Annotated in this window: 23 protein-coding genes; 10 read left to right on the top strand and 13 right to left on the bottom strand. The window is 52.7% G+C overall.

Going from position 1 to position 17,718, the window contains the following annotated elements; all coding sequences use genetic code 11:
• The 3 genes from BLQ36_RS12910 to BLQ36_RS12900 all read left to right on the top strand — a co-directional run.
• A partial coding sequence (locus BLQ36_RS12910; protein ID WP_074515969.1) for a hypothetical protein occupies window positions 1-510 on the top strand: 510 nt, incomplete at its 5' end.
• Between the two features lie 156 nt (window positions 511-666).
• Entirely contained in the window at window positions 667-1,584 is a 918-nt protein-coding gene (locus BLQ36_RS12905; RefSeq protein WP_074515968.1) for a sugar ABC transporter substrate-binding protein, read from the top strand.
• 11 nt (window positions 1,585-1,595) lie between these two features.
• Window positions 1,596-3,302 (top strand): methyl-accepting chemotaxis protein, encoded by a 1,707-nt coding sequence (locus tag BLQ36_RS12900; RefSeq protein ID WP_074515967.1) that lies wholly within the window; start codon window positions 1,596-1,598, stop codon window positions 3,300-3,302.
• Between the two features lie 183 nt (window positions 3,303-3,485).
• Here the strand turns inward: BLQ36_RS12900 and BLQ36_RS13485 are convergent, their stop codons facing one another.
• The 10 genes from BLQ36_RS13485 to BLQ36_RS12855 form a co-directional block, all read right to left on the bottom strand.
• Window positions 3,486-3,671, bottom strand: a complete 186-nt coding sequence (locus BLQ36_RS13485) for a hypothetical protein (RefSeq protein WP_033171198.1) — start codon at window positions 3,669-3,671, stop codon at window positions 3,486-3,488.
• Entirely contained in the window at window positions 3,607-3,786 is a 180-nt protein-coding gene (locus tag BLQ36_RS13620; RefSeq protein ID WP_256211398.1) for a transposase, read from the bottom strand. The genes BLQ36_RS13485 and BLQ36_RS13620 overlap by 65 nt, the downstream gene beginning before the upstream one ends.
• A 313-nt stretch (window positions 3,787-4,099) precedes the next feature.
• A complete protein-coding gene (locus BLQ36_RS12890) occupies window positions 4,100-4,501 on the bottom strand; it encodes a helix-turn-helix domain-containing protein (RefSeq protein WP_074515966.1) in 402 nt (133 codons plus the stop codon).
• Between the two features lie 238 nt (window positions 4,502-4,739).
• Entirely contained in the window at window positions 4,740-4,889 is a 150-nt protein-coding gene (locus tag BLQ36_RS12885; RefSeq protein WP_074515970.1) for a YvrJ family protein, read from the bottom strand.
• Between the two features lie 14 nt (window positions 4,890-4,903).
• Window positions 4,904-5,119 carry a DUF2922 family protein gene (locus tag BLQ36_RS12880; RefSeq protein WP_074515965.1) on the bottom strand — a complete coding sequence of 72 codons (216 nt, stop codon included), beginning with the start codon at window positions 5,117-5,119 and terminating at the stop codon, window positions 4,904-4,906.
• Between the two features lie 21 nt (window positions 5,120-5,140).
• A complete protein-coding gene (locus tag BLQ36_RS12875; RefSeq protein ID WP_074515964.1) occupies window positions 5,141-5,368 on the bottom strand; it encodes a DUF1659 domain-containing protein in 228 nt (75 codons plus the stop codon).
• 234 nt (window positions 5,369-5,602) lie between these two features.
• Window positions 5,603-6,667, bottom strand: coding sequence for a restriction endonuclease PLD domain-containing protein (locus BLQ36_RS12870; protein ID WP_074515963.1), 1,065 nt, complete (start codon window positions 6,665-6,667; stop codon window positions 5,603-5,605).
• Window positions 6,668-6,733: 66 nt separating this feature from the next.
• Complete coding sequence (locus tag BLQ36_RS12865) at window positions 6,734-7,825, bottom strand: DNA cytosine methyltransferase (RefSeq protein WP_074515962.1); 1,092 nt, start codon at window positions 7,823-7,825, stop codon at window positions 6,734-6,736.
• 128 nt (window positions 7,826-7,953) lie between these two features.
• On the bottom strand, window positions 7,954-8,511 hold the full coding sequence (locus BLQ36_RS12860; RefSeq protein ID WP_074515961.1) for an N-acetylmuramoyl-L-alanine amidase family protein: 558 nt from the start codon (window positions 8,509-8,511) through the stop codon (window positions 7,954-7,956).
• 61 nt (window positions 8,512-8,572) lie between these two features.
• A complete protein-coding gene (locus tag BLQ36_RS12855; protein WP_074515960.1) occupies window positions 8,573-9,085 on the bottom strand; it encodes a hypothetical protein in 513 nt (170 codons plus the stop codon).
• Between the two features lie 31 nt (window positions 9,086-9,116).
• On the opposite strand from BLQ36_RS12855, the gene BLQ36_RS13480 reads away from it, so the two are divergent.
• The gene (locus tag BLQ36_RS13480) at window positions 9,117-9,284 is read left to right on the top strand and encodes a hypothetical protein (RefSeq protein ID WP_180364890.1); all 168 of its coding nucleotides are present in this window, start codon (window positions 9,117-9,119) and stop codon (window positions 9,282-9,284) included.
• A gap of 132 nt (window positions 9,285-9,416) precedes the next feature.
• Window positions 9,417-9,653 (top strand): hypothetical protein, encoded by a 237-nt coding sequence (locus tag BLQ36_RS13340; RefSeq protein WP_143558777.1) that lies wholly within the window; start codon window positions 9,417-9,419, stop codon window positions 9,651-9,653.
• Between the two features lie 82 nt (window positions 9,654-9,735).
• On the opposite strand, the gene BLQ36_RS12845 is transcribed toward BLQ36_RS13340, so the two are convergent.
• Entirely contained in the window at window positions 9,736-9,945 is a 210-nt protein-coding gene (locus tag BLQ36_RS12845) for a helix-turn-helix domain-containing protein (RefSeq protein ID WP_074515958.1), read from the bottom strand.
• 202 nt (window positions 9,946-10,147) lie between these two features.
• Between BLQ36_RS12845 and BLQ36_RS12840 the strand changes: the two genes are divergently transcribed.
• Both BLQ36_RS12840 and BLQ36_RS12835 read left to right on the top strand, forming a co-directional pair.
• Window positions 10,148-10,582 (top strand): helix-turn-helix domain-containing protein, encoded by a 435-nt coding sequence (locus BLQ36_RS12840; RefSeq protein ID WP_074515957.1) that lies wholly within the window; start codon window positions 10,148-10,150, stop codon window positions 10,580-10,582.
• A gap of 13 nt (window positions 10,583-10,595) precedes the next feature.
• On the top strand, window positions 10,596-11,786 hold the full coding sequence (locus tag BLQ36_RS12835) for a tyrosine-type recombinase/integrase (protein WP_074515956.1): 1,191 nt from the start codon (window positions 10,596-10,598) through the stop codon (window positions 11,784-11,786).
• Window positions 11,787-13,019: 1,233 nt separating this feature from the next.
• On the opposite strand, the gene BLQ36_RS13615 is transcribed toward BLQ36_RS12835, so the two are convergent.
• Window positions 13,020-13,148, bottom strand: a complete 129-nt coding sequence (locus BLQ36_RS13615; RefSeq protein WP_256211395.1) for a hypothetical protein — start codon at window positions 13,146-13,148, stop codon at window positions 13,020-13,022.
• Window positions 13,149-13,334: 186 nt separating this feature from the next.
• Between BLQ36_RS13615 and BLQ36_RS12825 the strand changes: the two genes are divergently transcribed.
• Both BLQ36_RS12825 and BLQ36_RS12820 read left to right on the top strand, forming a co-directional pair.
• Window positions 13,335-14,129, top strand: coding sequence for a ParA family protein (locus BLQ36_RS12825; protein ID WP_180364889.1), 795 nt, complete (start codon window positions 13,335-13,337; stop codon window positions 14,127-14,129).
• Between the two features lie 67 nt (window positions 14,130-14,196).
• A complete protein-coding gene (locus BLQ36_RS12820; RefSeq protein WP_033171188.1) occupies window positions 14,197-14,472 on the top strand; it encodes a hypothetical protein in 276 nt (91 codons plus the stop codon).
• Window positions 14,473-16,036: 1,564 nt separating this feature from the next.
• Here the strand turns inward: BLQ36_RS12820 and BLQ36_RS13335 are convergent.
• Window positions 16,037-16,408 (bottom strand): hypothetical protein, encoded by a 372-nt coding sequence (locus BLQ36_RS13335; protein ID WP_143558775.1) that lies wholly within the window; start codon window positions 16,406-16,408, stop codon window positions 16,037-16,039.
• A 908-nt stretch (window positions 16,409-17,316) separates the two neighbouring features.
• Here BLQ36_RS13335 and BLQ36_RS12805 point away from each other — a divergent pair.
• Window positions 17,317-17,592 carry a hypothetical protein gene (locus BLQ36_RS12805; protein ID WP_143558773.1) on the top strand — a complete coding sequence of 92 codons (276 nt, stop codon included), beginning with the start codon at window positions 17,317-17,319 and terminating at the stop codon, window positions 17,590-17,592.
• The last annotated feature ends 126 nt before the right edge of the window (window positions 17,593-17,718 follow it).

Genomic DNA, 17,718 nt, shown 5'->3' with positions numbered 1-17,718 from the left:
AAAGAGACTGCAGCAGCAGTCTCCGGAGGACTTTTCCAGGCCGATGTGAACGGCCTCATGTTCATATTGAAACTCTCCCGCACTGATGTCATTGCCTGGGAGGCCTTCCGCACGGGGAAGATGGAGCTGGCCCTTTATGAGGAGGACGGGGTGCTGTTCTTCCTGTACCAGATAGACGGCATCTTCAAGGAAGGCTGGGGAGACGCCCCCTTAGGCCTTGCCCTGCTGAAACCGGAGGAATGGCCCACAGAAGAGATCCTGCAGGACAAGACCCTGCATCTCTATCTGGTGGACAGCAACCTGCAGGTGCTGCTGTCCCTCAGGCAGGTACAGCTGAATGAGCAGTTCCACTGCACCATCAAAACTTACATAGAAAAACAGAAGGAAAACCACATTTCCCCAAAAGAATACACAGAAAAAGTCCACCGCATCTGGCAGCACCTGAGCTCTGCTGCCATGCGAGAAAAAGCAGCGGCAGTCCAGAAGATCGAGATGACCCTGGGCCACTGATTCCAGCCTCCCCTTGCCGGGGAGGCTATATTTTCACATCTTTTTCATTTGACAAAAGGAAACCATCACCCTCATGCAGAATAATAACGTCGTATAATTATCGTTATGCTCAAAAGAGCTGGATTGCGGTACTCATAAGGAAAGAGGTGTCTCTCCATGAAGAAGATGTTCAAGGCAGCTGCCGCAGCCTGCGGTATGCTGGCCCTTTTGACCCTGCCGGGGTGCGGCTCCCAGGGTGGCGCGGGGCAGAAGGTTTACTTTGTCGCCCACGCCGATGCCACAGGCTTTACGGGGCTCTTGTACGAAGGAGTGAAGTCCCGCATGCAGGGAGCAGAGGTGGAATTCCTCAATGCCAACGGCGACCCCAACCTGCAGATTGACCAGCTGAAGGCAGCCATTGAAGAAAAGCCTGCCGCCATCGTGCTGCTGGCAGTGGACGGCAATGCCGTGATCCCCGCCGTGGAAAAGGCCAATGAAGCGGGCATCCCTGTCATCGCCACCAACCGCGACCTGAACGGCGGTACCTTTGCCAACGTAGCTTCCGATGAAGCCCAGGCCGGCAGGCTCCAGGGCGAGTATATGGCCAAGCACCTGCCTCAGGGCGCGAAGGTTGTCTATCTGATGGGCGAAAGCCGCCAGAGCGGCGCCATAGCCCGTTGGGAAGGGTTCAAGGCAGCCTGCCTGGACAAGCGCCCGGACATCCAGCTGCTGGCCAAGGCCGATGCCAACTGGAGCGAGGCCGAGGGGCTGAAGGACATGACCCTCTGGCTGCAGATCTATCCCCAGATAGATGCTGTCGTGTGCGGCAATGACAACATGGCCCTGGGCGCCCTGCACGCCCTGAAGGCTGCCGGCAAGTCCGGCGTCCTCATCTCCGGCGTCGATGCCGTGGACGATGCCCTCAAGGCAGTTGCCGCCGGCGATATGAGCCAGACTGTCAAGCAGGACGCAGACAAGACCGCCGAAGCCATCGCAGGCCTCCTGCAGAAGTCCCTGAGTGGCACCGCCCCCACCGATGACGTGAAGGTGCCCTTTACGGAAATCACCAGGGATAACATTTCCCAGTTCAGATAAGGAGGGTCATCATGAATCATTTAAACGTCAGGATAAAGATTCTCCTGCTGGCCGCCATCATGCTTTTCATCACCTGCATCGTAGCTGCCGTAGGCATCTTTGCTACCTCCCAGGCCAAGCAGTCCATTGATGACATGTACAACTACAACCTCATGACCACCCAGTATCTCAATGATGCCAATACCCAGCTGCAGACCATCATCTCCCATGTCTCCTATGTGCAGCAGCAGAATTTCACCGTGGAAAACCGCAAGATCATCCTGAAGGATATCTCCGACAAGCTGAAGATCATTGAAGATGATGTGCATAAGGTCAAGGAAATCGACCGCAGCCAGCGGGCCCAGGAAACCATCGCAGCCCTGGAAGGGAACCTCTCCGACTTCCAGTCCAAGGTCAAGGCTGCCGAAGCCCTTGGCATGAGCCAGGAAGACCGGGGCAAGCTCTTGGATGAGCTCTCGGGCGTCAGCGCCATCAGCTCCAATCTGGCAGTGCTGACCCCCGACAACGTGCTGCAGGGCAAGCTGCTCTTCGAGGACAATACTGCCACCTACGACCGCACCATCAAGATTTTCGCAGGCATCATCCTGCTGGGCCTTATCGTGGGCATCGCTGCCGCCACCTACATCGCCCAGAACATCGCCGGACCTCTGGGAACCTCCGTCCAACAGCTCAATGCCGTAGCTGACGGCGACCTCACCCAGGAAATCCCCCCGGAGCTCAGCCAGCGCCAGGACGAAGTGGGCAGCATGGTACAGGCTTTGGAAAAAATGCAGGCCTCCCTCAGGAATGTGCTGCGGGAAGTGCGGGGCGAGGCAGACAAGAGCGCCGATATGGTGCAGGAAGTCCAGCATCTGGTAGGCGACCTCAACGACAGCACCCAGGATATGTCCGCAGTCACGGAGGAAATGTCCGCCGGCATGGAAGAAACTGCCGCCTCCACCATGAATCTCCAAACCCTCAGCGACAGGGTAGTGAAAAAAATCCATGAGAATGCAAAAGGGGCCGAAGAAAGCGAAAACTACACAGGACAAGTGGCAGAGCGGGCTGGCCGCCTCCAGTCCACCATGGCCCAGTCCTACAAAGAAGCGGAGGGGGTCTACAATACCACCAAAACCGCCGTGGAAGAAGCCATCGAATCCGCCAAGGTGGTGGAACAGATCAACAGCCTCACAGGAGAAATCACCCAGATTGCCGAGCAGACCAACCTGCTGGCCCTGAACGCCGCCATCGAGGCCGCCCGGGCCGGCGAGCATGGCCGTGGCTTTGCCGTAGTGGCAGACGAGGTGAGGAAACTGGCCGAGCAGTCCCACGACACAGCCGAAAACATCCAGAGCCTCACCAACAAGGTCATCGGCTCCGTGCAGGACCTTTCCAGCGGCGCTTTCAGCCTGCTGAAGTTCATGGAAGAGAAAGTCAGCAAAGACTACGAACTCATCAACGAGACAGCCGCCAAATATCGTGAAGATGCCGACTACCTCAGGGGCTTCGCCCAGAAGAGCAACACTACCTCCAGGGAACTGGCCGAGTCCATAGAGACCATGAACAACGCCCTGGAGGAAATCTCCAAGGCCACCCACGAGGGAGCCGTAGGCAACACCAGCGTGGCAGAAAAAATCGCCCTGGTGGCAGATAAGGCCAACGACATCCTGCAGAAGATCAACATCTCCCAGCAGGGCGCCGAAAACCTCAAGCAGCAGGTGGCAAAGTTCAAGGTCTGAAAATCCCCCATATAACGAGTGCAAGATGTCCCCCACTTCTATAAGTGGAGGCGGTAACTTACTAACAGGCGGCGAGTTAATATCTCCCACCTCGTTAAAAGGCCAAGAGGAAGTTTTTCCTTCGGCAAAACTGGAACAATGGCCTTATAAAAAACTGCCCTCAGCGCGAGGGCAGTTTTCATTTTATTTGAGCAGGAAAAACAGCAGGGGGAACACCACTACCAGATACAAAAACGTGGTGAGAATAAAGGAGCACACCGCCAGATCCGTCCTCAGCTGATATAGCTTCGAGGCCAGCACCGCATTAATGGCAGTAGGCGTAGTGGCGAGAATGACGAAGGTATTCAGCAGCACTGGATCCTGGAACACCAGCCGGCTTGCCTTCCAGCAGGTACATGAAATTTATGTCCCTTTGGCAGGCGCACTCAATCCTGCGTGAGCTGAAGATATGGTTCATTCCCGCATAAACAAGGATGGCCAGCATCTGCCTTGGCGTCGTCAGATTACGATCTATCCGTTGATAGGTCTTCTCCAGTGATGTTATATCCATACCTCCAATACAGTAGCGAAGCAGGCGGACGGGGTCATCTTTGCCAATCTGAAATTCAAGATTAAAAGGAAGGGATACTTGATAACTCCCTCCGAAAGACGTATAATCTTTCTGTGAATTTAGTTTGTGCATACCTAAATTCTACACTTAATCCCGAGGCATTCAAGCCCCGGGATTGTTTTTTTGCATGCGAAAAGGAGCTGCTGCACGTTGATTACGTGCAACAGCCCCTTTTTTGTACTTATATTTAATTATCGTTACGCTTTTTCAGTACAAGCTGCACGGTGGATGGGCTGCATCCGAGTACCTTGGCAATCTTGCGGATAGACATGCCCTGATCGCGGCGAAACAGGATGTCCTTATGCAGGTTCACATTGGTCTTCGGGCCGCGTTTTGCAAAGGCGGCCCGGCGAATAGCCTCGTCATATTCGGCCTTGTTGCGCTCCTGCTGGTCTTTGAGGATGAACTGGGTCTTTTTCTGCAGCTCTGCCCTAAGCTCCTTATTTTCGGCGTGTAACCGTTGGAGTTCTTCTTGCCACACGGATGACTTCCCTTTTAGGTTGGCAAGCTCTTGTCTGAGCGCGTCGTTTTCCTGCCGCAGCCGATCCAGTTCGGATGCGGCCCACTCGCTGTTTACTACCTTTTCCATGACGACCCTCCTTGCGTACTTATAATTAATTATCGTTACACTTATAATATACCATACTGGCCTCAAAAAGACAAGAAAAACTGTAACGAAAATTAATTATCGTTACAGTTTTTAGATGTCCGTTTGACCGGTCAAAATTGACGGATCAAATAAATAAGGCCGCCGACATGGGGACGGCGGCCTTGATATGTTGGCGTATCGCGCGAATTGGAAGGGCGATACACCTTATTATACCATGTCAGCGGCGCTGCATCTGCAATTCCTTGACGAGTTCGCCAATCTGCTCAGTGAACTTGTCCATCGACCGTTGGAATCGTGTCAGCAGGTAGAACGTCACGACGATGGGAAAGCCAACGGCGGATATGGCCGTAAGGATTGTCTGCTCCATGGCTCCATCCGCCATCAAGCCGTGATTTCCGCATCATCAACCGTGCGGATGAACGCCTTTTTGAGCGATGTCAGCTGTGTACCGTTGATAAGGAAGAACTTCGTTTCCCGTACCTTCGTTACAAAGGCATCTACCTCCGCTTTCGTGACATCTTCACGCGGCGCCGAAATCACCAGCTCCGATGTTTTCCCATCAGAACGGTTAAAAAGCAGAATCAGCGTTTTCTTCATGATGATATACCTCCTTTACGCTCAGCCAACTGCAATCAAGGATGCACTGTCCTCGCGGACAATCGCGCTGATGGTACGCTCCTGCAGCCGACCCAGGAGGGCTGCCACCTCGTAAACATCGCTATCTGCGACCTCGGGATTTACATGCGGGAACGTCACTACGGCGTAAACATCCTTGCCTGCCGCCGTTTGTCCCTTGATGAATTTGAGTTTCAGCGAACAGGTCTGATCTTCTTTTTTGGTTTCCATGATAAAACCTCCTTCAAAATGCAACAAAGCCGCACGATCGTCATGCCGTGCGGCTTTGCTGCGGAATGACGACCTATGGGGAAAATCCCCTATATATCAAGCGCCAAGCGCCAGATACCGGAGCAGCAGAAGGGTCGTCATCATTCCGTATGTGGGGTTTTTATGGGAATATGGGAAAGGTAGTTCTTATCTACCGTCATAATACCGAGTTGACCGGTCAATAGCAAGGGCTTTTTAAAAATCCATAATAAAAACATCATCAGCGTATTTTAGGAATTTTACGGAAGTACGACCGTATCTTTTAAAATCATCTAACGTAACTAATGCGCCATCTTCTAGTCGAAGTTTTTTGCGTAGCCATTTTCCTAATATGGCATTTGATTCTGCTGTATGAATGCCTTTATTTCCTTGTTGTGCCATTCGCATATAAAAGATTCCATCGTCCTTGGTTACGGCCTTGAATAGCGGACAGTTTTTATCAGAAGGATTTTTTCTATCGGGGAAAAATCCTTCTTTACGTTGCCATTTATTATATGGAATGTATGCTTGATTCCTGTCACGGTTATATTTTACATACATACCATTTTTATCAATATATCCTTCACGTGGGCGAATACCCCAGTTTGGCCCTGAGGTTGCGCCCACAGAACCATCTCTGCCAAGCCAAGAAACTTCCAATATATCAATAGGTGGACGTTTGATAAGGTCTTCATAGGTAAGGTTTTCATAGTTCAGCTCAGAGATTTCATCGTTGGGAATAGACGTATTTGTAAGTTTTAACAAAGAAGGAACGTTTTCATCAAAACAATCAATCGTATCGGGTAAAAGAGAATTATAGTATGCAAATGATTCCGCCGGATCGCAATCTGTTAATATTTCGCGTCGTATACGAAAGGCGTTGACGCTGTAATTAGCAGAACCTGCATACGCAGCTATGGGCTTTTCATCTTTTAACCACGTATATAGCTTTGTATGTACTTCGGCATTTTTATATATATATCGGCATTTGATGCTCATATGTTTATCAATAGCATTGATTCTATTTAATGTTTGCATGATATTACGATGTTTGCGAAGCGTAATTCCGGCACCCTTATACATGCCTAAGATAATATCAATTTTGATTTCTTTAGAAAATCCGTCTGCTTTGCCGCGTTCATCATGTAGCTGAATAAAATGTTGGGAAATCATGTCGCAGTCAGTAAAGCCGGTTACGATGGCAAGATGGTTGCAGTTTAAGCCGGTCATTCGTGCTGGGTCGTATAATACAGGTTCTTCTAAATCATGAGAAAGTAGCATTGTAATCACCTCTATGGAGATTATAGCATAATAATAGGAGTAGCAAAGAAATTGCTACTCCTATTATTATTTATTTTTGAAATCAATATTGCATTTATCGAGATGCGGATAGTCGATTCCGCCCATAGTCTTGAGTATGGCCTCAAAAATCTGACGTGCACCATCGCAGGGGACAGCCATGCCAATCTGACGACGGACGTTTTCTTTGGTTCCTTTAAATTCAAAGTCATCGGGGAATGTCTGTAAACGAGCACGTTCACGGTTCGTGAGTGCTCGATTCTCTTTATAGTGATAGATATGTGTACCGCCGCCGCCGGAACCAGTAACGGTGTACGATGGACGCTTAGAATCAAGTCGGCGGTATATCTGACTGATTTTTGCACCTTTGACTTTTAATTGCAGGTCAGGGCGTTCTTTTAATGCCGGAGCATTAAAAGCGTTCTCGCCTTCGCCAATGAGTTTCAAGCGTTCGACAACGCGCTGGGTCATGCGTGGCATTTCGTTGTTGATGTTTGGTATTGGTTTTTCTTCCAGTGCCTGTTTGCAGGTTTTATACTGTTTAGGATCTGGCGTTGTTGGTGCAGGGGGGTAGAAGATTTTATCAATGTCGTTGCGGATGCCGACAATAATAATACGATGGCGGGCTTGAGGTACACCATATTCCTCAAATTTATAAAGATGCGGATAGAGTTGGTATCCTGCCCCGTGCATTTCCCTGAGAATCATGGGGAAGGTTCCACCATCATTGGCGCTAGAGAGGCCGCTGACGTTCTCAGCGACGAACCAGTCTGGCTGAAATAGTTTCAGAACTTTGACACCATAAGAGAAAAGAGGGCCATATGTGCCGTGGATGCCTTTCTTTTCTCCTACGGTTGAAAAGTCATTGCAAGGAAAGCCGAATGCAAAGGCATTGAACGGGTTATCCTTGAATAATGGGTTATCTTTACTGATATCCAGTTTGCGAACGTCGCCACAATATACGCTTGTGTCAGCATCATTCTTGCAGATGTTGTGACGGTAGGTTTCACAAGTTGACGGGTCAAAATCATTAGCCCAAGCATGGACAATCTTTAAGTCATCATGTCCTGGCACATGGGCAGTCATAGCTCCGCAGGCCAACCCGCCGGGGCCTGAAAAGAGCTCACCTAAACGATACATTAATAGTCCTCCAAAACAAATATATATAAATATATCAATTTATATACAAAAAACGCGATATAAGCAGCTTAGCAGCTTTGGAGATTTTTGTCAAGACTTTTCATAAAAAAGAGAGCTAATGTTTGATACTAGATTTCCTGCTCGTAGTCTGTGACACCTCTTGCCAGCGCTCGTGCGATTTCGTCGCCGTGCTGGGTAAGGAGGCCGATGTCGTCGCTATCGATGAAGCCTGTCTCCACGAGGACAGCGGGCATGGTGGTATTACGCAGGACGCAGAAACTTGGATGCGCCTTGACGCCGCGATCGGCGTAGCCGCCGTCGATGGGCGCGAGACTTTCTACGAGCTGGCGCTGGATGCAGTGGGCGAGTGTTTCGCCGTTGCCGCCGAAGTTATAGCAGTAGGTTTCGGCACCTCTGCCGCCGCCCGCGTTGACGTGGATGGAGAGGAAGAGGTCGGCGGGCCAGCGGTTGGCGGCGTCCACGACGCAGGGATAGCCGGGCGCTTCGCCGTAGAGGTTGTGACTTTGCAGCAGCTTTACTTCCAAGCCCGCGGCTTCGAGGTATTTGCCGCAGAGGCTGCCGTAGGTAATGGCAAGGTCGCATTCGCGCAGGTGGTAGCGGGAATTGACGCAGCCGGGGTCGGGATTGCCGCCGAGGGCATGACCGGGATTTAGGAATACTCGCATGGTTTCCTCCTTTTTGGCAGAGTATAGAAAAAGCGCAGGCCAGATGGTCTGCGCGGGCGGGTTAGTTTACGACAAAGCCGTCTTCGGTTTCTTCGGTATGATAGGTGTCCTCCTGATCGTAGTCTTGGGCGTAGACGGTATACGTTCCCTCTTCGACAAGGCTTTCGCTGATGTCGAGGCAGTCGCCAAGGGCGTCCATCAGCGCATCCGTCCATTCGTCGAAATCGCAGTATGTGCCGGTGATATGCGGCATGGTAGAAAAGGTGTAGAGGTTGCCGGCGGCTGGGGGCGCAGAGGGAGCGGGAGCAGCAGCGACAGGAGTAGCAATAGGAGTAGCGGCAGGGCGCGGCGCAGGTTCGTTTTTTTGACGGGTCAGTTGACCGGTCAAATGGTAAACCATCTTGCGGCAGGTCTTGGATAGGGTCAAAAGCCCTGCGTCGATAAGCTCGTGGCGGGCGGCGACGATGCTGCCATGGGAAAGGCCAGTCATGTCGCGGATGAGGTATTCGTCCACGATGCCGCCGCCGCGGGCGGTAATGGCGTCATAGAGTTTTTGCGCCTTACGCGAAAGCATAGCGGATTCCTCCTTGTAGTAGATAGGTGTTATGCGCCATAGGCTGGGATGGGCGGCGGATGCCGCAGGCGTGGTCGTGGCCATCCATGTAGGTCATAAATGCCCGACGCCCGCGAATTGTGCCAAGGTCGATGACGACGCGGGCTGGCACTTTCGCGGCGGCAATACACGTCAGGTAGGTGTAGACCTGTCCCCATAGTCTGGCGTAGGCAGGATTACCGAATTTTTGTATGGCCATGACGATCATGAGAACGTCATGGGCCGTAAAGCCGCCCGCCTCCTGCCGGAGATAGAGCGGCAGGGTCAAGGGGCGGGGGCGGGTCAGTAAGGCTTGCCAACGGTCAGCAATGTCTTTTTCGGGGCAGATAGCCGCGTGCCCCGTGATAAGGCTGAGAGAAAGGCTTTGTCCGATGTGAACAGCCTGCGGGTAGTCAATAGTGACGACGATGCTATCCATACACAGTCTCCTTCCTCGTTGGCGGGAACGACTTTGGCAATAGGTTTGCCGTTGACTAATGCCAGCATGCGCGAAGCGTCGATGCCGATTGGTATCCTCGCCAAGCGGTAGATTTCGAGCATCTGACAATCTAATGCGGTGCGTCCGTGGTAGTGTGCGTAGTCCGTTTTCCCCATATCGTCAACTCCTTTTGTTAATGCAGGGAGGGCAGGCAGTTGTCCTGGTGGATGGCGCATTCGGCCAGCCATTTGTCGGCGGCGGTGCGGTGTATCATGATACGCCGTCCGACGCGCAGGGCGGGGAAACCACGGACATGCGAGAGGCGGCGGGCCGTCTTTTCGCCGATGCCGGTCATGTGGGAAAATTCGTGGATAGTGAGCAGGATTTTTTCTTGATTGTCCATAGGCATTTACCTCGCTGCGACTGTTTCACGTTCCTTTTTTGCAGTCGTATTGTATAGTGTTCTGTATTTGTTCGACGTTTTAATTATACTACTATGTAATTTTAATGTCTATAACTGTCAGAAAATACGGCATATAATTGTTTTATAACGCATGTTATGGTGCATTTGTGGTACAATAGGGCTGAAAGGTGGTTTGGATGACATGAAGGACGACAAAACAATTGACCAGTCAAATTTGACCGGTCAAGAGACAAAAGATGTCGAAATACTGCGCCCCGACCTGCGGGAAAGGTTCGAGGGGCTGGCCATACAGAGAGCGAAAGACGGGGCGGATAACGTGTTTCCGATTCGCCTCAAGATGCTGCGGAAGGAGGTAAATCTGACGCAGCAGGAAATGGCGGCCATTATGGACGTTCCTGTCCGCACCTATTCCAATTGGGAGCAGGGGCGGTCGTTCCCGAGCGTCGAGCGGTTTCCGCATCTGGCGGCGTTTTTCGATGTGACGGTCGATTATCTTTTAGGCGTGAACCGCGATACTGTCAATCACAGGGTTATGGATCAATTGGCTATCCTTACCCCCGAACAGCGCAAGGCCGTGGAGCTGGTGCTCGTGAGTATGAAGAAAGAAGCGGAATGAAGGGGGGACTGGCATGGGACGGAGAAAGAAGACGCGCCGGGGGCCGCGCGAAGGGTCAATCTATAAGGACAAAAAGCGTGACCGTTGGATTGCGCAGCTGACGGTCGGTTTTGATGGCCGGACGGGCCGCCCGGTGCGGCGCACGAAAAGCAGCTTTACGCAGAAAGAGGCGCTGAAAAACCTTGCGGCCCTCAAGGAGAGGTATATGAATACGACGGCCCTGCTTGCCGACCAGCTGACGGCAGGAGAGTGGCTGGACCGGTGGTTTACGACCTATTCGCAGCCCCATATCCGCATGACGACCGGGGAGCGCTACGGCTTTATGATTCGCGTGGCCAAGGAGTATATCGGCACGATGCCGCTGGCGTTCGTGACGGAATTTGACCTGCAGAACATCATCAACCGCAGGTTTTTCGATCATTACGAGCGGGCGCGGTATTTCCGCGTCGTCATGCGCATGGCCTTTGGGCGGGCGGCAAAACTCAAGCTGATTCCTGCCAATATTGCCGATGACCTCAACCTGCCGCGCCGACCGCAGAAAAAGCCGTTCGTGCGGCCTACCAAGGAACAGCGGGACGCTTTGCTGGAGGCGGCGACGCCGTTTCCTTGCTGGCGGCAAATCCTGCTGACCGAGTTCATGACAGGGCTTAGACGTGGCGAGCTTTTGGCCCTGCACTGGAGCGACATCAACCTTGAAGAGGGCTGGCTGGAAGTAAGTCATGGCCTCGTCAATACCGACGGCAAAGTCATGCTCACGGAGCCCAAGACCGAGCAGAGCCGCCGCCGTATCTATATCCCGCGGGCATTATGCCAGGAGCTTTCCGAATACCGGCACCGGCAGGGAATCGCGCGGCTGGAGGCGGGGCATTGGGAGCATCCCGATTTAGTATTTACGCGTAAGGCGGGAGCCTTCATCAGCCCCGCGTATTTCTCGTCATACTATGCGCGGGTCAGAAAACGCCTTGGCATCCGCACGACCTTCCACATGCTGCGGCATGACCTCGCCTCCCGCATGAAGGACAGCAAGAAATTCGACCTCAAGGACATACAGGAGCAGCTGGGCCATTCGACGATAAATGTCACGATGGACATCTACACTCACCTCAACGAGGATTCCAAGGCTGCCGTCGGGCGGTGGATGCAGGAGGACATGGGCAATGTCATCGACATGGATGAGAAACGGCAGGAGCGGGAGAGCAAGTAGTCGTGAAAAATCAAAAAAAATTTTATGATGCCTATCTGGCATAACTTGATATAGCGTGATATATCACTGCCGTGTCGATACCGATTTACGACCCGCAGAGCGGGCAGGAAAATCGTACAAGAAAAGCCCCGTGAAAAGCATCACGGGGCTTTGGCGTATATAGCCTTACGGTGTTTTGAAAATTGCGGGTAAACGCAGGAATTATACAACATCAAAAGTGTTATACCTGCCGCCTATTCGGGGGATGTCTGCCGCTTGCAGACAGTTGACGTATTAACCGCAATCATGCTATGATAGTTTGCAGATAAGAGTTATCGACAGCAGACCTGTGCATAACAGGATGGGATTATCAAGTCTAACATAAAAATGTAAATATATCGGGAAAATAAAAAGAAGTCCTATGGACGGCAATCCACAAGACTTCCGCTAAATGGTTCACGGCACAAACGTAAACCACAGCTCTTTTCTACGTTCGATTATATCGTATAGATTTTGACTCGTCAAGTGTCAACCTATACAGACATAACTGTGTCGCGGAACATTTAGCACCCAGCTCCGGTGGAGCAGGTGCTTTTTTCGTGCGTGAATTTAGGTATCGGGTAATTTAGGTACAGGAATCGACGGATCATAAGGCATGCTGCCGCGCGGAGGGGTCATGTTGAGCGGCAAATCATGCGAATATAACCGGACGGCCTAATCAGCCGGTGTACTGGCCGTTAGAGGGTGGCGTTACTTCCACGATGCGGCGGGGGTGCGATTCCTTCGTCTGATGCCCCGGGGTTCGTGCCCGGGGCTAAACCGTACTGTGATGCGTCTCACGAGCGCAGGACGGGGATGGCAACATCCCCCGATGTCAGCTGCAAGGCTGGCAGGAGGCAGGCAACCAACGGCACAAGTGATGTGCCTAGATGTAAAGGCAGACCGTGGGTCTACCGCCATACGGCGGGAAGGTTGTTCATGGGTAACGAAAGCGACGGCGGCTCCATACCGTCCAAACTTCGCCCCTGCTACTCTCATAGGGCAGGGGCGCCTCTGCTCAGAACTCACCACCCGTCCTAACATAGGGTACGAGCAAAGTCAACAGCTAAATTCCAAAAACATCAAGAGTGCTGAGGGGTTCGGGCAAAGAGACGTAGCCTCTAAGGGGGAGTGCGCCCCGAAAGTGACGGGAAGATGGACGGTGTGGCGTGCCTTGAAATGTATCGATATTTAATTACAAGTACAGTTTTGAGACTAGCCGCGCAGGTATTTGTAGAGGCGGAAGAGTGCTGGGCAGATTATTTTGAGTAGGCCGTAGACGATACCAAGGAAAAAGCAAAGACCGCAAAAGATCATGAAGATGGCCACGATAAGAGATACCATAGAAAACACCTCCAGTAGCGTTATGGATTACATCCATTATAGCAGGAACGGCAGTCCGTAGATTTCGGGCTGCCGTTTTTTTTGACCGGTCAAATTTGACGCGTCAACTATTGCCTAGTTAGGGATGATTTGATATAGTTAGTATATAAAAAGTATTACTTATCATATACCATGAGGGGCAGAAGAATGAAAATCATAGCGATAGCAAACCAAAAAGGCGGCGTGGCCAAGACGACGTCGACTTACAATCTGGCGGCGGCCAAGGCGGTGGCCTCGAAGAAAAATCGGGTGCTGATGATAGACCTTGATCCGCAGGCATCCCTGACTATCAGCTGCGGGCTGGAGCCGGGAACGGGCAATATGGAAAAATACAACATCTGCGCATTGTTCGAGACCGACAAGCATAAGCAGATAAATCCGGCGGAGTGCTGCTTTACCGTCGATGCGACAGGTCTTGAGAATCTGTACCTGCTGCCGTCAGACCTGGAGCTGGCGGTCAAAGAGGGCAACCTCATCGGCACGCGTAACTCGGATGTCCGCCTCTATACGGCCTTGGAGCAGCTGACGCCATATTTTGACTACTGCTTTATTGACTGTCCGCCGCAGCTCGGCACGCTGCTGCGCAATGCACTGACGGCTGCCAATGAAGTCATCGTGCCATCCAAGACGGATTACCTTTCCTATCGCGGCCTCAAGGCATTGATGGAGACCATCGAGGGCATAAGGTCCGGCGACGGCGCAAGGTCTCTCAACCCCGACTTGGAGTTTCGCGGGGTTATCGCGACGCTTTACAAAGGCTCGTCCAACGACCATCGTGACGTACTGGAGCTCTTGAAGAAAAACTACAACGTGCTCGGCGTCGTCAAAGACACCGTCGAAGTGAACCGCCGCCTTATCGAAGGACTGCCGATAGTCCTGGCGAATAAAGGCGCGGAAGTATCGGGGGTCTACAAGAACATTGCAGATAAGATTCAAAAGTAATACTTATTATATAAATAGTATTAGCAAGCATATAGAAAGTATTACTTAGTATATAAGGAGAACGGATATGGCAAGACTGATTGATAAAATCGAAGAACGGGAACGGCAGACGGAGGCGAACGCCTCAGCCGAGAAAAAAACGCCGGTTGTCGTGCGGATGACCGAGCAGACAAAATCCTCCAGTGGCAAAGACAAGCAGATTTCGGCCAAGGTCAACTCGGAAACCTATGCGGCCTTTACGGAAATAAACCGAGCCCTGGGCATGTCCAACAACAGCGCCCTGAACATGATTATTGCCGACTACGTGCGCGAGAAACGCTACGTACTTGAGGACATAAAGTAATACTTTTTATATAATAAGTATCGATATGTATATAGATAGTATTACTTAGTATATAATACTGTAGGCAGGTATGATGTATCGATATTTAATTAGTGATACAACTAAAAAGCATCGGCCTGTGCTGTCTTTATTGACGACCGGGTAAGATGATGCTACAATGAATATAGTAATTTGGTGTTGACACAGGTCAACCATTGAAAAAGCCCTTGGGAGTGATGACCCAAGGGCTTTTTTGCGCGCCGTGATGATTGGCGTGCCTCGCTGGTGCCACAGTGGCTGCGCTTACTTACAGCCCCAGCATCTGCAAGATCAGTGTCCCGAGAATGCTCCCAAGGATGCTGATAAGCAGCTCAAGCAGTAAATTTGGTGTAAACACGTTGGTCAACCTCCCTCCCTTGCCGGATTAGCTTGATGAGGGCTGTGGCCTTTTTAGTATAGCATAGATTCGGGATTATGTGGAATTTTTGTATACTGAGTATATAAAAAGTATTACTTAGTATATGCTTTGAAGGATATATCAGCTGCGTTATTTGACGCAAGAATTGACCGGTCAATATCATAGTGTATTTGTATTTAATTATCGTTACACTTTTGAGAGGGGAACGAAGAGGCGTTTCCGATAATCGTGGCGAGCCGGATGCGAGCCTTCCCCAGCGCATGGATGCGCGGTGTGTGTGACGACGTGGACGCGGAGGCGTCCACCAAAGGAACATACACCCGTGGCCATGGGGAGCTTGTACGGCGCGGCAGTGCCGGGCGGATGCGGAGTGCGGCTGAGTGGGCGAAGTGCTCCTACGCCGTCGGAAACAGGGCGAAGAATTGAGCCCCCGACGGGGCAGGAGACCTGAGCCCCGAACGCCAAACGCAGTCAGCCGCCTGGCTCTGTCGCGCCCTTATCGAGAGGAACGGAAAGCGTCTAGCGCGAAGTGGACGGCGTGCCGTCCACCCGAGCGATTGGACGCCTGCTGGTGGGAAGTATCGACGAGCAGGCAACGACTAGCCCATGAGGTAACATCGAGGCACTGAGGGCAGGGGGTACGGCGGCGCGAGCTATCCCGCACCGCTCTCGCTGGACGCCGTAGTCGTCCCGACCGCAGGGAGGGCTGCCAAGCCCCCTGTCCCCCTATCCGCGGCACCAATTCCCCATTCCTGCCCGAGGAGCAGCAGAACCGCAGGGCAGGAAAACGGGGGAAAGGGGGTAGGCCCCGCCTGTCGGGGCCGTAGGGGGAAAGGGGGCGGAGAGTGGACGCGGATGCGTCCACGTGCAGAGACGGCCCCCTGCCCTCAGTGCCTCCCCTAGGGTTATCACGGATGAACGACAACGGAACGGCCTGCGGATGCCGCGATGTGCGATGCGGGAGGTGCGCCAGCACGTCCCGCCAAGTGTCGCTGACGACGTGGACGGCGGCTAGGCCGTCCACCAAAGGAGCGACACCCGAACCAGTAACGAGGGGCAGGACTGATCGGTCAATTCTGCTCATGGGGAGCGGCAAAAGGGTGGGGAGCGGTGTTCCTCTGCGACGTGGACGCTGCAGCTAACGGCGGTCGAAGATAGACAGAAGCGTCAGCGTCCACCAAAGCAGGAACGCCGCCGGGTGGGCGTCTCCTTACGGCAGTCTACATCGGGGCATCCCTTACTACGGCGCGCCCACCCTCCCAGCCCTGCAAACTTCCCAAGAGAGGCTGGCCGCGACGTTGCCATGTGCCGCCGGAAGTGCCTGCGTGCTCCTGCTTTTTGCGGCAGCGTCACAGCAACCTCGCGGCCAGTAGTTCCTTTCGTGGCCCTCATATTGCGCTGGCGCACCGCGTCCGCTACGCTCCCGCCGTGCGGTGCTGCTCGTGACGGCGTGCAGGGAGTGCGCCCGCCGCTGGCCTGTCCTCGGTCAGCCGCCTGCCGTGCAGAGGGATTTGACTGGTCAATTTGACGAGTCAACATCGTGGCATATAGGAAGGGACGTGCTGCGGCATGCTCAAGCTGCCCTGCGGGTATTCCAGCGTCTTACGCATGGCCATCCGTCTTGGATTCCTTCCGATAACCGCCTTACGTCTATCGGAAGTGAGCACCCTACGGGCTGCCCCTCACACGTCCGATAGACACGGTTATCGAAAAGAATCCGCTTTCGAGAACCTCCCACAGGTGGCCGCGTCCAGCTCCCGTCAGCGGGCTCGTCCGTGAGCCCGCCCCATCTGGCGGCGCATGGCCATAGACTGCGACGGATCATCATGCGGCAGACTCGCCACGACTGCCGCGGGCAGGACACGGCATGAACCGCCCTCCGCTGCACTGCGCCCAGGCTCCGTTCCGCTGCGGTCGGCTGATGCCGGCTCCTGCCCGAAGGTTGACCAATCAACGCTGAACAGTCAAAAGCGTCATAGTGCTCGGGTGGACAGCTTTGCTGTCCACTTCGCCCAAGACGCCGCAAGTACGGCTCGCCATGAGTGCCACGATTGGAGGGGCGCGGCAGAGCTTGGCGGCTGACTGCGTTTGGCGTTCGGGATTCACGGCTCCTGCCTGTGCGGACGCTCCAGTCGTCGCGTTGTTCCCGCACAGGTAGGAGCCCTTCATCCACTCAGCCGCACTACGCAGCCGCCAAGCCCTGCCGCGCCGCAACCTTCCCACAGGCCACGGGTGTCCGTTTCCTTGGGTGGACGCCTCCGCGTCCACGTCGTCAATCGACACCACGCCTCCATGCGCAGGGGAAGGCTCACATCCAGCTCGCCACATCGGAAAATTGAAAGGTGCTTGTTGTTATATTTTATCCAGAAACGGAATAATGAGATTTTTGTATGGTAATGATAAAAATGGAATCGTTATTCCGAAATACCAAAAAAGGAGCCGATAGTATGGCTGGCAGAATAAGAAAACTGCATGAAGAAATGAATCGCTGGGCAAGCACGCATCAATTTGACTTAGCAGCTCTCAATGTACTTGCATCTATTGTCATTAGTAGTAAATGGGCACAGATTGTTATGTTAGTAGGGGATTGGAGAGGTATGATGTACGTTGCTTATGGGAACATTGAGCTTTGGGGAACAAGTCATCCAGTCTTTTTGACAACAGTTTCATTACTACTGTCGATAGTTGTGTCGCACTGGCTTAGTCAGAGGAAAAAAGAATGATACACTTTCACAAAAATGGCTTGGTACGAAAAAAGAGACTGCAGCAGCAGTCTCCGGAGGACTTTTCCAGGCCGATGTGAACGGCCTCATGTTCATATTGAAACTCTCCCGCACTGATGTCATTGC

Source organism: Selenomonas sp. WCT3 (assembly GCA_900100835.1).
Classification (GTDB): domain Bacteria; phylum Bacillota; class Negativicutes; order Selenomonadales; family Selenomonadaceae; genus Selenomonas_A; species Selenomonas_A ruminantium_E.
Note: the sequence above shows the minus strand (reverse complement) of the source record. Positions and strands in the feature narration are given on the sequence as shown.

Bases quoted from the DNA above. Each gene is read 5' to 3' on its own strand.
- BLQ36_RS12900 (WP_074515967.1), top strand. From the start codon at position 1,596: ATGAATCATTTAAACGTCAGGATAAAGATTCTCCTGCTGGCCGCCATC.
- BLQ36_RS12885 (WP_074515970.1), bottom strand. From the start codon at position 4,889: ATGGAGCAGACAATCCTTACGGCCATATCCGCCGTTGGCTTTCCCATC.
- BLQ36_RS12840 (WP_074515957.1), top strand. From the start codon at position 10,148: ATGAAGGACGACAAAACAATTGACCAGTCAAATTTGACCGGTCAAGAG.
- BLQ36_RS12890 (WP_074515966.1), bottom strand. From the start codon at position 4,501: ATGGAAAAGGTAGTAAACAGCGAGTGGGCCGCATCCGAACTGGATCGG.
- BLQ36_RS12865 (WP_074515962.1), bottom strand. From the start codon at position 7,825: ATGTATCGTTTAGGTGAGCTCTTTTCAGGCCCCGGCGGGTTGGCCTGC.
- BLQ36_RS12880 (WP_074515965.1), bottom strand. From the start codon at position 5,119: ATGAAGAAAACGCTGATTCTGCTTTTTAACCGTTCTGATGGGAAAACA.
- BLQ36_RS12860 (WP_074515961.1), bottom strand. From the start codon at position 8,511: ATGCGAGTATTCCTAAATCCCGGTCATGCCCTCGGCGGCAATCCCGAC.
- BLQ36_RS12870 (WP_074515963.1), bottom strand. From the start codon at position 6,667: ATGCTACTTTCTCATGATTTAGAAGAACCTGTATTATACGACCCAGCA.
- BLQ36_RS12845 (WP_074515958.1), bottom strand. From the start codon at position 9,945: ATGGACAATCAAGAAAAAATCCTGCTCACTATCCACGAATTTTCCCAC.
- BLQ36_RS13480 (WP_180364890.1), top strand. From the start codon at position 9,117: ATGCGCCATAGGCTGGGATGGGCGGCGGATGCCGCAGGCGTGGTCGTG.
- BLQ36_RS13620 (WP_256211398.1), bottom strand. From the start codon at position 3,786: ATGCTGGCCATCCTTGTTTATGCGGGAATGAACCATATCTTCAGCTCA.
- BLQ36_RS12905 (WP_074515968.1), top strand. From the start codon at position 667: ATGAAGAAGATGTTCAAGGCAGCTGCCGCAGCCTGCGGTATGCTGGCC.
- BLQ36_RS12875 (WP_074515964.1), bottom strand. From the start codon at position 5,368: ATGGAAACCAAAAAAGAAGATCAGACCTGTTCGCTGAAACTCAAATTC.
- BLQ36_RS12820 (WP_033171188.1), top strand. From the start codon at position 14,197: ATGGCAAGACTGATTGATAAAATCGAAGAACGGGAACGGCAGACGGAG.
- BLQ36_RS13335 (WP_143558775.1), bottom strand. From the start codon at position 16,408: ATGTTGACTCGTCAAATTGACCAGTCAAATCCCTCTGCACGGCAGGCG.
- BLQ36_RS12855 (WP_074515960.1), bottom strand. From the start codon at position 9,085: ATGCTTTCGCGTAAGGCGCAAAAACTCTATGACGCCATTACCGCCCGC.
- BLQ36_RS12835 (WP_074515956.1), top strand. From the start codon at position 10,596: ATGGGACGGAGAAAGAAGACGCGCCGGGGGCCGCGCGAAGGGTCAATC.
- BLQ36_RS13615 (WP_256211395.1), bottom strand. From the start codon at position 13,148: ATGGTATCTCTTATCGTGGCCATCTTCATGATCTTTTGCGGTCTTTGC.
- BLQ36_RS12805 (WP_143558773.1), top strand. From the start codon at position 17,317: ATGGCTGGCAGAATAAGAAAACTGCATGAAGAAATGAATCGCTGGGCA.
- BLQ36_RS12825 (WP_180364889.1), top strand. From the start codon at position 13,335: ATGAAAATCATAGCGATAGCAAACCAAAAAGGCGGCGTGGCCAAGACG.